The sequence below is a fragment of the Sphingobacterium cellulitidis genome (assembly GCF_043187465.1).
Classification (GTDB): Bacteria; Bacteroidota; Bacteroidia; order Sphingobacteriales; family Sphingobacteriaceae; genus Sphingobacterium; species Sphingobacterium cellulitidis.
In genome coordinates this window covers 3959998-3975028 of record NZ_CP171136.1, presented here as the reverse complement: position 1 = coordinate 3975028, position 15031 = coordinate 3959998, and the positions used below count along the sequence as shown (strand labels likewise).

9 protein-coding genes are annotated in these 15031 nt (G+C 38.5%); 5 read left to right on the top strand and 4 right to left on the bottom strand.

What is annotated here, in order from left to right:
- Window positions 1–2 precede the first annotated feature (2 nt).
- From ACF3OC_RS17355 to ACF3OC_RS17335, 5 genes are read left to right on the top strand one after another with little or no spacing between them, the layout of a single operon-like run.
- Window positions 3–1583, top strand: a complete 1581-nt coding sequence (locus ACF3OC_RS17355; protein WP_094257215.1) for a RagB/SusD family nutrient uptake outer membrane protein — start codon at window positions 3–5, stop codon at window positions 1581–1583.
- 18 nt (window positions 1584–1601) lie between these two features.
- Window positions 1602–2618: a SusE domain-containing protein gene (locus ACF3OC_RS17350; RefSeq protein ID WP_392470159.1), complete on the top strand. Its 1017-nt coding sequence runs from the start codon at window positions 1602–1604 to the stop codon at window positions 2616–2618.
- 13 nt (window positions 2619–2631) lie between these two features.
- The gene (locus tag ACF3OC_RS17345; protein ID WP_277711506.1) at window positions 2632–4467 is read left to right on the top strand and encodes a glycoside hydrolase family 13 protein; all 1836 of its coding nucleotides are present in this window, start codon (window positions 2632–2634) and stop codon (window positions 4465–4467) included.
- Window positions 4468–4474: 7 nt separating this feature from the next.
- A complete protein-coding gene (pgmB, locus tag ACF3OC_RS17340) occupies window positions 4475–5125 on the top strand; it encodes a beta-phosphoglucomutase (protein WP_094257212.1) in 651 nt (216 codons plus the stop codon).
- A 21-nt stretch (window positions 5126–5146) separates the two neighbouring features.
- Entirely contained in the window at window positions 5147–7456 is a 2310-nt protein-coding gene (locus ACF3OC_RS17335) for a family 65 glycosyl hydrolase domain-containing protein (RefSeq protein WP_277711504.1), read from the top strand.
- 80 nt (window positions 7457–7536) lie between these two features.
- Here the strand turns inward: ACF3OC_RS17335 and ACF3OC_RS17330 are convergent, their stop codons facing one another.
- The 4 genes from ACF3OC_RS17330 to ACF3OC_RS17315 are packed head-to-tail and all read right to left on the bottom strand — an operon-like array spanning window position 7537 to window position 15000.
- Window positions 7537–8661 (bottom strand): DUF4998 domain-containing protein, encoded by a 1125-nt coding sequence (locus ACF3OC_RS17330; protein WP_094257210.1) that lies wholly within the window; start codon window positions 8659–8661, stop codon window positions 7537–7539.
- 5 nt (window positions 8662–8666) lie between these two features.
- Window positions 8667–9902, bottom strand: a complete 1236-nt coding sequence (locus tag ACF3OC_RS17325; protein ID WP_169715189.1) for a DUF4959 domain-containing protein — start codon at window positions 9900–9902, stop codon at window positions 8667–8669.
- Between the two features lie 20 nt (window positions 9903–9922).
- The gene (locus ACF3OC_RS17320; protein ID WP_094257473.1) at window positions 9923–11875 is read right to left on the bottom strand and encodes a RagB/SusD family nutrient uptake outer membrane protein; all 1953 of its coding nucleotides are present in this window, start codon (window positions 11873–11875) and stop codon (window positions 9923–9925) included.
- Between the two features lie 14 nt (window positions 11876–11889).
- Window positions 11890–15000: a TonB-dependent receptor gene (locus tag ACF3OC_RS17315; protein WP_277711501.1), complete on the bottom strand. Its 3111-nt coding sequence runs from the start codon at window positions 14998–15000 to the stop codon at window positions 11890–11892.
- Window positions 15001–15031 lie beyond the last annotated feature (31 nt).

The following is a 15031-nucleotide window of genomic DNA, read 5'->3' as shown; positions in this document are numbered from 1 at the left end:
TCATGAAAAGATTAATAAAAAATACGATTTGGGGAAGCATGCTCATCTTATCCATTTCTTCATGTAGTGAGGACTTATTGGATTTGACCCCGAAGAATGATATTACAGCCGATCAGGTTTACAGTTCGGAGCAAGGATATAAAGAAGCCTTTCTAAAAATCTATGGAAGTTTATCGATGACTTCTGGTGGAGGTGAAGGAGCGAGTGACTTAGCGGGTATTGATGCGGGTCAGTCGGATTTCTTTCGCTTGTATTGGAATATTCAGCAATTGACTTCAGATGAGACTTTATGTGGTTGGAATGACCCGGGAGTTCCCGATATTGTTTATGGTACACCAGATGCGGATAATATTATGGTTAAAGGTTTATATACTCGTACGCTATATACCATTACGGTTGTCAATGAGTTCTTAAGAGAGAGTACTCCAGAGAAGCTTTCGGCACGAGGTATCAGTAATACTGCGGAAATCGAAGCTTATCGTGCGGAAGCGAGATTCGTAAGAGCCTATCAATATTGGGTATTATTAGATTTATTCGGTAATCCTCCATTTATTACTGAGGAAAATACCATTGGAAAGGTTTCTCCAAACCAGATTAAGCGTCCAGAATTATTCAGTTATATAGAGAAAGAATTATTGGCGATCGAACCGATTATCAAAGCAGCGAAAACCAATGAATATGGACGTGCAGATCAAGGCGCAGTTTGGACCTTATTGACCAGATTGTATTTGAATTCTCAAGTTTATACCGGTCAAGGAAAGTATACAGAAGCTATTACTTATGCCAATAAAATCATCAATGGCGGGTATACATTAGCAAGTAGCTATGCAAACTTGTTCTTGGAAGATAATTATGTAACCAGTAAAGATGAAATAATCTTTTCCATCAACTATGATGGTGTGAAAACCAGAAATTTTGGAGGAACAACCTTTTTGATCAATTCATTGATCAACGGAGATATGACACCAGCAAACTATGGAGTTCCTACAGGTGGCTGGGGTGGTAACCGTTCAACCAAAATGGTTCCATTAGCTTTCCCTGATTACAGTGGTAATACAGATAAGAGAGCGATGTTCTTTGGTGATAAAATTGAAAATGATGAGTTGGGTGAGTTCAAGGACGGATTACGGATTACGAAGTTCAAGAATATGAAATCTACAGGTACTCCGGGGGCATCACAAGGTGGAACGTTCAGCTCTTTGGATTTTCCATTATTCCGATTGGCAGATGTTTACTTGATGTATTCAGAAGCTGTATTGCGTGGAGGTGCTGGAGGTTCAACGGCTCAAGCGTTAAATTATTTTAACCAAGTTAGAAGAAGAGCCTATGGTAATACCAGTGGAAATGCTTCAGCAATTTCCTTAGATGATATCTTAAATGAAAGAGCGAGAGAATTATACTTCGAGGGATACCGCAGAACGGATTTAATTCGTTTCGGAAAATTCACTGGAAGTAATTATATCTGGCCTTGGAAAGGTGGGGTTAAAGATGGAAGATCCATTGAAGACTTTAGAACATTGCTTCCATTGCCAGCATCAGATGTTATTGCCAATACGAATTTGACACAAAACCAAGGCTATTAACATTAATACTTAGAACTTATGAAATTATTAAATAAACTTTTGGTTTTATTTTGTCTGAGCAGCATCATGCTGACTTCATGCGAGAAGGATGAAGTAAGGACAATTGCAGGGGAAGGACAGTCGGGAAGCTTGAAAAGCACCGCGACTACCATCAACCTGACGAAAGAAACATTGAATAGTAAGGTTGTGGAATTTACCCATACGGAATCAGATTTCGGGTATAATGCTGGGATAACCTATTCCCTACAATTTGGATTGAAGGGTAGCAATTTTACTCCTGCGAGAGAAGTTGTTTTCGCAAATGGTGTAACGAGCAGAAGCTATACAGGATTAGAGTTAAATAATCTTTTATCAGCGATGAATCTTCCATTTGATGCGAATTCTGATGTTGAGGTAAGATTGAAATCCAGTATCTCACCTAATACTGCTGTCTACAGTAATGTTGTAAATATCAACACAAAACCAATTCCATTGACTTCTTGGATTTACCTTCCTGGAGATTATCAAGGTTGGGATCCGGGGACTGCGGATAGTTTAATTTCTCTTACTGGAAATGGAATTTATACGGGTGTTATCAACTTCCCAGAGGGCAAGTTTGGATTCAAGATTACGCCAGCTAAGAATTGGAATGTGAATTATGGTGATGGTGGAAGTGGTACAATCAGTCCAACTGGCGGTAATTTCCAAGCACCTGCTGCAGGGACCATGTTGTTGACCATGGATATGAATAGCAATACCTGGACCATTGAGCCAACTGCAATTTGGGGAATGATTGGCGATGCGGTTCCAAATTCAAATTGGTCTGTTGATGCCGATATGAAGTTTGTAAATGATGGTAAAGGGAATTGGGTGCTAAAAACGAACCTAAATACTGGGGAATTCAAATTCCGTAAGAACCATGATTGGGGAACCAATTTAGGTGGAAGTAATGGGGCGCTATCCTTAGGAGGCGCAAATATCAAGGTGACTGAGGCTGGTTCTTATACCATCACGATGAACCCGACAGATTTAACATTCACCATAGTAAAGAACTAAACAATAAACAGATATGAGATACGTTATTGCCATAATTTTCATTTTTATAAATCTTGTTTCAAACGCTCAAGTAGAGAGAATTGAACCCTTAAACTGGTGGGTTGGAATGAAAAATCCAAATGTGCAATTATTGGTTTATGGCAATAATATCTCGAAGAAGACAGTTTCGGTAAACTATCCAGGGGTTGAAATCCTAAAGCAAAATCAAGTAGAAAACCCTAACTATCTGTTTTTGGATTTAAAGATTCATCCGGAAGCGAAAGCAGGAAAAGTATCCTTGATTTTCAAAGAAGCTGGTAAAAAAGACTTTACAAGGTTATATGATTTAAAGGAAAGAGATGCGGCTAAGCATACTCTCCAAGGGGTAAACTCTTCAGATTTCATATACTTGATTATGCCAGATCGCTTTGCCAATGGGGATACCTCCAATGATAGGATCAAAGGAATGGCGGACCAGACTTTGAACCGAGATAGTATGTATTATAGACATGGTGGAGATCTGCAAGGCATTATCAATAATCTGGATTATCTGCAAGAATTAGGAGTAACCGCATTATGGTTGAATCCGGTATTAACCAATGATCAGCCATTAACTTCCTACCATGGTTATGCCAATACTGAAAGTTATTATGTAGACCCTAGGTTCGGAGGGAATGATGCTTATAAGAAGTTGATCGAGGAATGTCATAAACGCGGAATCAAGATGGTTCAGGACTTGGTGCACAATCACTTTGGAACGGAACATTTTACAGTGAAAGACATGCCGATGAAGGATTGGGTGCATCAGTGGGACACATTTACCAAGACCAATTATCGGGAGCAAATACATATGGATCCCTATGCAACGAAATCGGATAAAGATATCATGATGAATGGTTGGTTCGATAAGCATATGCCGGATATGAACCAGAATAATCCGTTTGTGAAGAATTATATCACTCAAAGCCACATCTGGTGGATTGAGGAAATGGGGGTAGATGGATTTAGATTGGACACCTATGCCTATAATGATCTAGGATTTATGGCAGAGTGGGGCGAGGCAATTGACAGGGAGTATCCGAAGATGACCTATTTTGGGGAGACTTGGGTGCATGGAGTTCCAAATCAAGCTTATTTCACTAAGGGTGATAAAATCAATCAAGGCATCGACACCAAGTTACAAGGAGTTACTGATTTTCAAGCTTATTGGGGAATTATTGAGGCATTGAATGGTAAGTTCGGATGGATGGACGGTGTAGTTCGATTGTATAATACCTTCGCAAATGACTTTATGTATGAAGATCCGTATAAAAATGTAGTGTTTTTGGACAATCATGATTTAAGTCGCTTTTTGTCGGTTGTTGGAGAGGATATCAATAAGTTTAACTCAGGAATTGCCTGGTTATTTACGACCCGGGGAATACCGCAATTGTATTATGGTACAGAGATTCTGATGAAGAATTTTGCCAGCCCCGATGGTTTGGTGCGGGAGGATTTTCCAGGTGGATGGCCAAAAGATAAAGCGAATAAATTCACTGCTAAAGGGCGTACAGAAAAGGAGAATGAAGCCTTTAATCTGGTAAAAACCTTAGCCAATTATCGTAAGAATAATCCAGTATTACAAGATGGCAACATGTTGCAGTTTATTCCGGAGGATGGGGTTTATGTGTATTTCCGCTACAATCAGGACAAAAGGGTGATGGTGGTGATGAATAGTAAACAAGAAAGTATAAAGTTGAATACGAAACGATATCAGGAGGGATTTGGACCCCATAAACAAGCTTTGAATATTATTAGTGGAGCAACATTAAGCAATATTGAGGAGATTGAGATTCCGGGTATCAGTACACAAGTATTTGAATTAAAATAAATATTGAATGGGTTTAGAGGCGTGTTTATTTGATCTTGACGGTGTATTAGTGGATACTGCGAAATACCATTATTTAGCATGGAAGCAGTTGGCGAATACATTGGGTCTTGATTTTACAGAGAAGGAAAATGAGCAATTGAAAGGGATTAGTAGGGTGGAGAGTTTGCGTAAGATATTGAATTGGGCAGGCATGGAAATGCCGCAGGAGAAGCAGGATGAGCTAGCAAGTTTGAAGAATGGCTGGTATGTGGAAATGATTTCAGGGATGACGCAGAATGAAGTATTGCCGGGAGCCCTAAAGTTATTGGATGAATTAAAAGCGAACCATATCAAAATCGGATTGGGATCAGCGAGCAAGAATGCGAAGCTTATTCTAGACAATACAGGTTTGAAGCCTTATTTTGATGCTTTGGTGGATGGTAATATTGTGAGTAAATCAAAACCAGACCCTGAGGTTTTCTTAAGAGGAGCCGAATTGCTAGGCGTATCTCCGGAATATTGCGTCGTATTTGAAGATGCGAGTGCCGGCGTTGAAGCAGCCATAAAAGGAAATATGAAAGCTATAGGAATTGGCAATGAGGAGGAGTTGGGTGAAGCACAATTAGTGGTAGAAGATCTTACTGCGATTGATTTGAGGACTATTCAAAATCTATTTTAGCAACTAACTAACAATTATTTTATGAAAAATTATATCCAAGCCGATCCTTGGAATATTATCGAAGAAGGTTTTGATCCGAAACTTAACAAGATTTCTGAAAGTCTTTTCAGTATAGGGAATGGTAAGATGGGGCAGCGTGCCAACTTTGAAGAACATTACTCAGGAGAAACGCTTCAAGGGTCCTATGTTGCAGGGATTTATTTTCCGGATAAAACTAGAGTAGGCTGGTGGAAGAATGGTTATCCGCCAACATTTGATAAAGTAATTAATTCCACAAATTGGATTGGTATTGATATTTATATCAATGGTCAGTTACTTGATCTAGCGACTTGCGAGGTAAAGGATTTTAAACGGGTCCTGAATATGCAGGAAGGCTATTTACAAAGATCTTTTGTAGCAGTGCTGGCGGAAGGATCTGAGGTAAAAGTAGAAGCGCTTCGTTTTTGCAGTATTGCAGATGATGAAATCGGCGCCATAAAATATCAGATTACTCCTTTAAATTTTGATGCGGAACTCAAAATTGTATCCAAAGCGGATGGAGATATTGTCAATGAAGATAGTAATTATGATTTCAAGTTTTGGGAGGAAGTAGGAGATAAATTCTCGGATAAAGGGATCTTCCTACAGACTAAAACTTTAAAAACAGGTTTTGAGCTTTGTGTAGGGGCAAACACTAAAATTTACATTGCTGATCAGGAAGCAGAGCTTCTTAATCATCAGCTAGTTCAAGAAATAAAGTTCTGTGCAGAAGAGTTTCAAGTGGCTGCTCAAGCTGGAACGGAACTGACAATAATAAAAATTGTCTCGGTACAATCGTCTTTGAATTATCCTTCAAATGAGTTATTTGATAGTTGTGAGCATAAGTTGTGGTCAGCAGTAGAATTGGGATTCGATAAATTGTTAGAAGACCAAAAAAATGCATGGGCAAGAAAATGGGATCAGAGTGATATTCAGATTGACGGCGATGTAAAGGCGCAACAAGGAATTCGATTCAATATTTTTCAACTGTTTCAAACTTATACAGGAACTGATTCTAGATTGAATATTGGTCCGAAAGGTTTTACTGGGGAGAAATATGCAGGTGCTACCTATTGGGATACTGAAGCCTATTGTATTCCATTTTATCTTTCAACAGCAGAACAAGAAGTAGGAAGAAACCTGTTGGTTTATCGCTATAACCATTTGCAAAAAGCTATTGAGAATGCAGAGATGCTGGGCTTTAGAAATGGTGCGGCTTTATTTCCAATGGTAACCATGGATGGTACTGAGAGTCATAATGAATGGGAAATTACCTTTGAGGAGATTCATAGGAATGGAGCTATTGCTTATGCGATTTACAACTATATCAATTATACACAAGATTGGGATTACCTACCGCAATATGGCTTGGAAGTTCTAATTGGGATTGCTAGATTCTGGGCACAGCGGGTGAATTGGAGTGGGGAGCGGGAGAAATATGTGATTCTTGGTGTAACTGGTCCTAATGAGTACGAGAATAATGTGAACAATAATTGGTATACCAATTATTTAGCGGTTTGGTGTTTGAAATATGCCCAGGAAGCCATTGAATTTGTTAAAGACTCCAATCAAAGCAGATTGGATGATATTATTAACAATTTGGATTTGGAAACTGAGGAGTTGGAATTATGGAAAGAAATCGCTGAGAACATGTATTATCCTTACCATGAAAAGCTAAAAATATATCTACAGCAAGATGGTTATATGGATAAAGAGCAGTGGTTGGTAAAAGACCTACCAGCATCTGAGCGTCCATTGAATCAAAAATGGAGTTGGGATAGGATTTTAAGATCCTGTTTCATCAAGCAAGCAGATGTTTTGCAAGGCATGTATTTCTTTGAGGATGATTTTGAATTGGATGAAATCCGTCGGAATTTTGATTTTTATGAGCCGCGTACGGTTCACGAAAGTTCCCTTTCACCTTGTCTACATAGCATCATCGCTGCCAAACTTAATGATGAAGCGCGAGCTTATGAATTCTATCTGCGTACAGCAAGATTAGATCTTGATGATTATAATAATGATACGGAAGACGGACTTCATATTACCTCAATGGCAGGTACTTGGATGAGTATCGTCCAAGGTTTTGCCGGAATGCGCATAAAAGAAAATAAATTGTTTTTCAATCCATTCCTTCCAGAACAATGGGATTCCTTTACTTTCCGAATCGGATTTAGAGGGGTTATTTTATCCATAAAAATCAATAAAGGATTTATGGAAATTGAGAATAAGTCTGATAAAGGTATTGAGGTAATGGTTAAGGCTGAAGATTTTGGAATTGAAGGAGGCGAGAAAGTTAGAATAGAATTGTAATTAGGTTGATTATATTATTAGTGAAAAAAGCTACTCTTTGGAGTAGCTTTTGTTTTGAAGATATTTATGTTGTTTTTGTTTTAATAACCATATGCTTCTAATTCCATGAAACTGACATAGGTATTTCCGGAAGAGGAATCGAGGAAAACGATTGCGAGGTATCTTCCTTTTTTGACCGAGTCAAATTTAATTGTGAAAGCATCTTGCCCTGAATATGTTGCGGAAGCTATCGGTTTTCCCCAACTAGGAGAAGGCGCATCAGCAGGTAGTGGAGTGTCTGATAAGTAAATATCTACATTTTTAATATACCTCCAGTTAGTTTGTGCTGGTGGATAGATGATGATATTATCAAGTTCTAATGATTCATTAAAATCAGTGACTACCACCTGTGGTAGAGGTGCTCCAACAGATGAATGCCAGCCGGTTGCTTTATTTCCATCAAATAATAGAGCTGGTTGTCCGCCGCCACCATCACCCCATGGGTGATTTCCATTTCTTGCCGTTGCAACCCATTTTGTGGTAGGGAATTTATACATGAATGGTTTTTCAGAAGTTTGCCAATCCCTAGCAATAGAATCAATACCATTTCTTGGCAGAAAGACTGAACGATATTCAAAGAGTTCGCCAGGCTTAATATCAGGATAAGTCATTTTGTCCTGATCAAAATCAACTCTTACAGTTTTCTTTGTTCCAGAACTAGTGGTATATCGTACCTCTGTATATACTAAATCTGTGGTCTTTGGGCCCCAGGTAATAGTACCTTTTTTATCCGAATCCCTTGTTGCCAAAATGTATGTTCTATCAGTTGCACCCAATAGATAATTATCACCGTAAGGGGTTCCTGTTCCATCTACTGGTAGTGAGATGTTTCCAAATTCATCATAATTTTTGATGAAAAAGGTATAGGATGTTTCTGATAATTTCGGAATATCAACAATGATGCTATCCTGATTATCTTTCCACTCCACCTTCAACGAGTCATTGTAATTATTCCAATGGACCATAGCGTATTTGACAGTTGGCGATTTTGGTGTTCTCCAAACCAACCTCAATTTGTTGAATCCGGGATAAATTTTTAATGAATCAGCTCTTTGAGGGTATGTATAACCATTAGGGACGATAAAGTCTTTGTATTCACTATCCATTTCCTTACAAGAGGATAATGCAGATAGGATTAATATCAAATATAAAATATGTTTTTTCATGCTTATTATTTCTTTATTTGTCCCCAAAATGCTAATTGAGCAATGATAACTTGACTTCTACTGGTTTCAGTTCCATATGTTTGGAACGTCGAGGTTACTCTAATCCTGATATGTGTAACTGGTCGATATGGATCCGTAGCACTTTCAGTTGGCACCACATCAAACTCTGTTTTATTGTACCAATAATCTTCATCTTCAGCGGTTACTGGTCCTACCTCTCTACCTTCGCCGTATCCAGAAGGTTTGAATTGTTCAAACTCGCCAATCAAAAACCAGCTATTGTCGAAACTTCCATCTGGATTAGGATTGTCACTTCCCCAAACTTCAAAAGTTCTTGGTGCAGTACTGGAATACAATTCATATCCTTGGCGTGGCCACTTTTGTATCCTGCTTATAGAAACTTTTTGGCCGAGTTCAATGGTAAACCATTGAGGAATAGGAGCACTGTGAGAGGTTGCATAGAAATCCCCTGCTGTTGAAGCGTCAGCTCCTAACCACAGTTGCTCTAAACGATATCCGGAGTTATTTTCAGCCGTTAAGAAATAATCTGTTGGTAATGCAGCGTTTCTAAATAATTCACTAGGAATTCGGACTTCTTCAACTGGAGTAAGTGTACGGTAAATTGTGTCAGAAACATTATTCCATCGGTCTCTGAGGTACATTCCGAATTTTGTAGGTTTTATTTTTAATCCTCTTCGGGAGAATTTTATTTTTCCCGATTTAGTGTGGAAGGTTTGGATGTCTAAGAATGTTCCATTTCCCAAGGTGTCAGCTAAAAGGATCAAGGATAAATCTGCATTTGTTTTATTTTCATCAATACCTAATACAACACCACCAAATCCGGCTTCAACATCAAATTTTACAACTTGAACAGGTGGAGGAAGTGGGTTAATTGTGACTGAAACAGGCGCAGATAATTTTTCATTTCTGCCAATTCCAAATAGTTCAATTTTTTGTTCAGCAGAACTTCCAAACCCTTCAACCATTAAGGTGTCTACATATATTGAACCTTTGGTCTCCACGGTTTTTCCATTTCTGGTGTATACTGCTTTTACTCCCAAAAGATTGGGGTCTGCAGGCACCTTATAAGTGATTATTGCACCACCGGAAGTATTTCGGACAGCCTTGACTTCTACTGAAGATGGTGCAGCACCTTGACCATCAATAAAATCTAGTCTTCCTTCCTCTTTACATCCTATAAGTGCAAAAAGTATTATCATACTATATATTATTCTTTTCATAGCTTTAGAATTCAGATTAATTACCATCCAATGTTTTGAATTAGGTTAGGATTTTGTTCGATCAATGAAATTTGTATTGGCCAGAAGTAATCTCTGCTTGAGAATTTTTGTGTGGTCATCAAAATCTTTTGATAGTATTCTTCGGGCTTGCTGGCAGTAACCTTGAAACCATACATGCCTTTTTCATATTCAGCAGGAGCGGTTTTCCATCTTCTGATATCCCAATAGCGGTTGCTTTCGAAGGTTAACTCAATCAGTCTCTCTCTTTGAATAATTTCTCTCATATTTTGCTGATTGGCATATCTTCTAGGACTGTTTGAATATTTATCCCAAGCTTCTTTAACCCCAGGAAGACCTGCTCTTTCACGAACTAAATCTATGTATTTAAATAAGTCGCCACTATTTGCACCTGTTGGGCCTTCCGATTCATTAATTGCTTCTGCGTATAGTAAATATAAATCAGCTACTCTGAGCAATGGCCAAGGATAGGTAATTGCATCATATCCAGTTGCAGAGGATTGGCGATTTTGATAATGGATTACTTTTTTCAGGTAATAACCAGAGACAGGTCCCCAATCATGGCCTTTTTTCTGTTGATTTCCACCGACACGACTAGCTACCCAAAACATATCTGCAGGGACGGGGTCATTTACCTCTGGTTTTTGACCGTACCACTGTCCACCATCAAACCCTAACCATGCGTAAAACCTTGGTTCTCTGTTGTAATTCATTTCTGCCGTAACGTATCCTGGGCGTATGTACCAACGATCTTTTTCGGCACCTGCTCTTAGGGCTAACTGATTTTTTCTTAACCATTCCAAATCGTTTTGAATAGGAATACCATGGTTTGTATAGAATTGATCAACAATTTTTAAAGGGGGTTGGATATGATTGTACAAGCTTGGCATATCCGGATATTGTTCCCATTGTAAGTTGGGAGAGGATGCTAACTGTAAATTTCTGTTCGCTCCTAATGAGGTATGAACATTTGCCCAAATAACCTCTGAGTTCCATTTCTCCGTAATAGCATTTCTGATATCCAATTGAAGTTTGATGGTGTCATTTACACGTACTCTTCCTTGATGAGTGTAAAGGATATGGCTTGCCTCATCACAAATCTTAATTGCTTCTTTACAGGCAATTACCGCATCATCCCATCTTTTCTTTACCTCTGCAGGAGATTTGTCAGTTTTGAAGAGTTTGGTTCCATTTTTATCGATCAGGTTTGCTTGATCTTTATTGTTGTTGAATAATGGACTTGCAGCATAAACCATAATCTTTGCTTTCATTGAAGCAGCAATAGGTCTAGTAATTCTACCGAGTTCATCTCTACTTTGAACCTTTAATGGCAGATTAGGAATGGCCTCATTCATTAATTGAATGACATAATCAAAGCCTTCATCGATAGGTTGACGAAAAACCCTAATCTCATCCAAGCTAGCATTGATGGATAAATTTTCTTTAACCAACGGAATTGGTCCCCATTTTTTCAATAGATGAAAGTGGTAATAAGCTTTCAGGAATTTTGTCTCTCCAATCCATTGAATTTTTTCCCATTCAGGTAGATCAGGCACCTTATCAATGTTTTCAAGCATGATGTTACAAGCACGAATTCCTTCATATATACCTGACCAGTCATCACCATAAGGATTTGAGGCAGTTTGAAATCCTCGAGCCATGTTAAACATAATTCCATTCCAAATTCCTTGGCTTTCTCGACGATCAATTACTGACCACAACTCGTCACCAGACATATATCCATGGTCGCCATCAAGATTTCCTTCGGAAGTCATAAACCCATAGCATGTGTATAGGTACCTTATCGCTGTAGATCTTAAAGTAAATGCGCTTTCTAATGTTGCAAGACCATCGTCAGGTACAATGTCTAAGTATTTATTGCATGAGGTTGAAAGAGTTATCAATGAAATAAATAGCGCAAATTTTAATTTTATGTAGTTGTTAATAGTTTTCATATTCCAAAGTTTCATTAGTTAAAGGATAAGTTAATTCCTAGGTTAAATACCTTTTGCAAAGGATAACCTAATCCATTTCCACCCATTTCCACATCCCATAATTTGAATTTGCTGAACATGAGTAAGTTTGTTCCACTGAGGTATACCCTAAAATTATTGAGATGAATTCTTTCCTTCCATTTTCCTGGAATTGCATATCCAATTTCAGCTTGTTTTAGACGGAGGAAAGTTCCGTCACGCATAAACCAAGTACTGCTTTGGATATTATTGTTTACTAAATTGCTGCTCAATCTAGGCCATAAAGCATACATATTTTGGTTGTCTTCAGACCAATGCGAATCAGCATAAGCTTTTAATAATTGTGTTTGATTCTGAAAAGGTGATGTTTTTACAGGGTCTATCCAAAAGGATTCATTTGCTAATCCTTGGAAAAACACAGATAGGTCGAATCCCTTATATCCAACAGATGTACCAAATCCATAAATTATTTCTGGGGATGTAGGATTACCAATTGGCACCTGGTCAGCCGAGGTTATCTGTCCATCCTTATTTACATCTAAGTATTTGATGTCTCCACCGCCATATTGACCACCAAAAGTTTGAAGTGGTGAGTTGTTGGCTTCAGCATCATCGAGGAATAATCGCTCTGCAATATAACCCCAATTTTGGGTCAATGAATGACCAACCCTTGATCTATATGCTTCACTGTAATCAGGCTCTTCATAGATTTTGAATTTACTGGTGGAATAGGTGAAATTTGCTCTTGCGGATAACCATAAATGCTCATTTATGTTGTGAGTATAATCCGATTGTATATCAATTCCTTTGGCTGTTGCTTCACCAACATTTGCACGGATAGGTGCTTGTAATCCCATGGTTGAAGGGATGGCTGCTCTGGTCATTAAAATATCTCTACGATGTTCAGTAAAGTATTCCGCGATGATATTTGCCTTATTGAATAAACCCAGTTCTATTGCCACATTTTGTTTGGTGGAATTTTCCCAAGTAATAGCTTCATTTGCATATCTATTTATCCGGATACCTGGACCACCTTTGTCTAAGTTTTCCCCAAAATAACTCCCTCTACCACCGTCTTGCATATTCACTTGGGACAAATAGAAGAATCTGTCATAACGATCCCCAATTTGATCATTCCCTACTAATCCATAGGTATACCTAAGTTTTAAATTATGGATAGCAGATTTATATTTTTCAAAGAAGTTCTCGTTAGACACAACCCAGGCAACCCCTGCAGAAGGAAAGAAACCCCAGCGATTGTTTTTGGCAAAACGCTCGGAACCGTTGTAACCAAAGTTGAATTCAAAGAAGTATTTATTGTCGTAATTATAAGTCGAACGACCAGCTAAACCTACGTTTCTAGAAGGTAATGAAAGTTGTAGATTTCCTTGGTTTGCTGCAATCCATTGCCTAGTTGTAAATACCAATAGACCACTCACGCCGTGTTTTCCGAAAACATTATTATAGTTTAATCGGGATTCAGAATAGGTTGTTGCATCTACGGTTTTAGGACCTTCGCGATAATCTAGATATTCAGTTCCATCTTCATTAAAGCGTTCTAAGTGATATTCTCCTGTAAATGCATCATAGTTTCCACGCAGTTGATACCAATAAGGATTGTAAGCCCGATTTACGAAATACTCTGATAACCTGGATAAATTGAGCATGGTCATGAATTTTAAACCAGGGACAACAAAATCTAAATTCTGATTTAATTCTACACTTGCCAGCATTTGGGATCTGGTTCTATCTGTATATCCTCTCACCATCTCCGCATAAGGGTTTCTATAGTTTCCTTGGTAATTACCGAACATGATGTGTTTGACATAGTGAAAGTCTTCGTCAATAGGATAATATGCTGGGAACATCACAGGATTCGAATGCATGACATAGTTATACATGTCTTGACCAGAAATATTTGGACCGGTATAGTCATCAAAATTCCCTGAAAGCCTAACGGCTAATTGAGTTTTTTCAGTTATGTTGATATCAACATTGGCTCTTAGGGTATAGTTTTTAAAGTCGATGTTGTTGTTGAAACTATTTCTCTTGTCGACCTTTAGAATTCCGTTATCATTTGTAAAAGCCGTTGACACAAAGTATCGCGCTACTTTTCCACCACCCGTGACACTTAGGTTTCCTCTTTGAGAGGTAGCATAATCATTAAATAGCATTTTATACCAATCATTGGCGGGGTATATGTATTCATTAGAACCTGGTTTTAGTGTATTTTCTATCTTATCTTGACTATAGGGAAGATCTCCCAAGGGATTTCTTGTTAGAACCGACTCATTATGTAGTTTCATGTAAGTAATCGGGTCTGCTAATTCTATATTTTGAGTAGGTTGGTTCATGGACATTTCGGAGCGGAAGGAGATTTTTGCTGGCCCTTCGACCCCTCTTTTGGTGGTTACCAAAATAACACCATTTGCCCCCCGTGCTCCATAAAGTGCTGTAGCCGTGGCGTCTTTCATGATTGAGAAGCTTTCGATATCATCGGGTTGTAATCTTGCTAGATCTGTTGTTGTTAGTTCGATGTTGTCAATCAGGATTAATGGCCTTGTGTTAGCACCGAAGGTGGTAATTCCCCTAACGAAGAAATCAGCATTATCAGCACCGGGCTCACCGCTTCTTTGGTAAGCGATCATACCTGCCACATTACCTGCGAATGCAGCTGTAAGATTACTGGCAGGTATTTTTAAGTCTTTCGGTTTTACTGATGTGACGGATCCAACAACTTCGGTTTTCTTTTGGGTTCCATATCCTACCACAACTACCTCCTCCAAGGAACTTGAATCTACCTGCATCTGAATGTTTAAGGACAAGGCATCCTGAACGAGTACCTCCTGACGCAAGTAGCCCACCATACTAAATACAAGCGTATTGGGGATCTTGTCCAATTCAATAATGAAATTTCCGTTGGGGTCAGTTTGGGTTCCTCGTGCAGTAACTCCCTTCACTTGGATCGAAACTCCGGATAAATTTTCATCACCATCTTTGACATTTCCCGTCACTTTGGTGGTCTGACCATATACCATGGTCTGAAGAGCTAAGGAAAAGCAAATAAAAAGCGTGATCTTCAAAAAATGAAACTTAGTTTTTGCCATAATTTATTTTTTTATTGGTTTTAAAAACAGG

What these genes read in the sequence shown, in the direction of transcription:
- ACF3OC_RS17355 (WP_094257215.1), top strand. Translation starts at nt 3, where the DNA reads ATGAAAAGATTAATAAAAAATACGATTTGGGGAAGCATGCTCATCTTA.
- ACF3OC_RS17350 (WP_392470159.1), top strand. Translation starts at nt 1,602, where the DNA reads ATGAAATTATTAAATAAACTTTTGGTTTTATTTTGTCTGAGCAGCATC.
- ACF3OC_RS17345 (WP_277711506.1), top strand. Translation starts at nt 2,632, where the DNA reads ATGAGATACGTTATTGCCATAATTTTCATTTTTATAAATCTTGTTTCA.
- pgmB (WP_094257212.1), top strand. Translation starts at nt 4,475, where the DNA reads ATGGGTTTAGAGGCGTGTTTATTTGATCTTGACGGTGTATTAGTGGAT.
- ACF3OC_RS17335 (WP_277711504.1), top strand. Translation starts at nt 5,147, where the DNA reads ATGAAAAATTATATCCAAGCCGATCCTTGGAATATTATCGAAGAAGGT.
- ACF3OC_RS17330 (WP_094257210.1), bottom strand. Translation starts at nt 8,661, where the DNA reads ATGAAAAAACATATTTTATATTTGATATTAATCCTATCTGCATTATCC.
- ACF3OC_RS17325 (WP_169715189.1), bottom strand. Translation starts at nt 9,902, where the DNA reads ATGAAAAGAATAATATATAGTATGATAATACTTTTTGCACTTATAGGA.
- ACF3OC_RS17320 (WP_094257473.1), bottom strand. Translation starts at nt 11,875, where the DNA reads ATGAAAACTATTAACAACTACATAAAATTAAAATTTGCGCTATTTATT.
- ACF3OC_RS17315 (WP_277711501.1), bottom strand. Translation starts at nt 15,000, where the DNA reads ATGGCAAAAACTAAGTTTCATTTTTTGAAGATCACGCTTTTTATTTGC.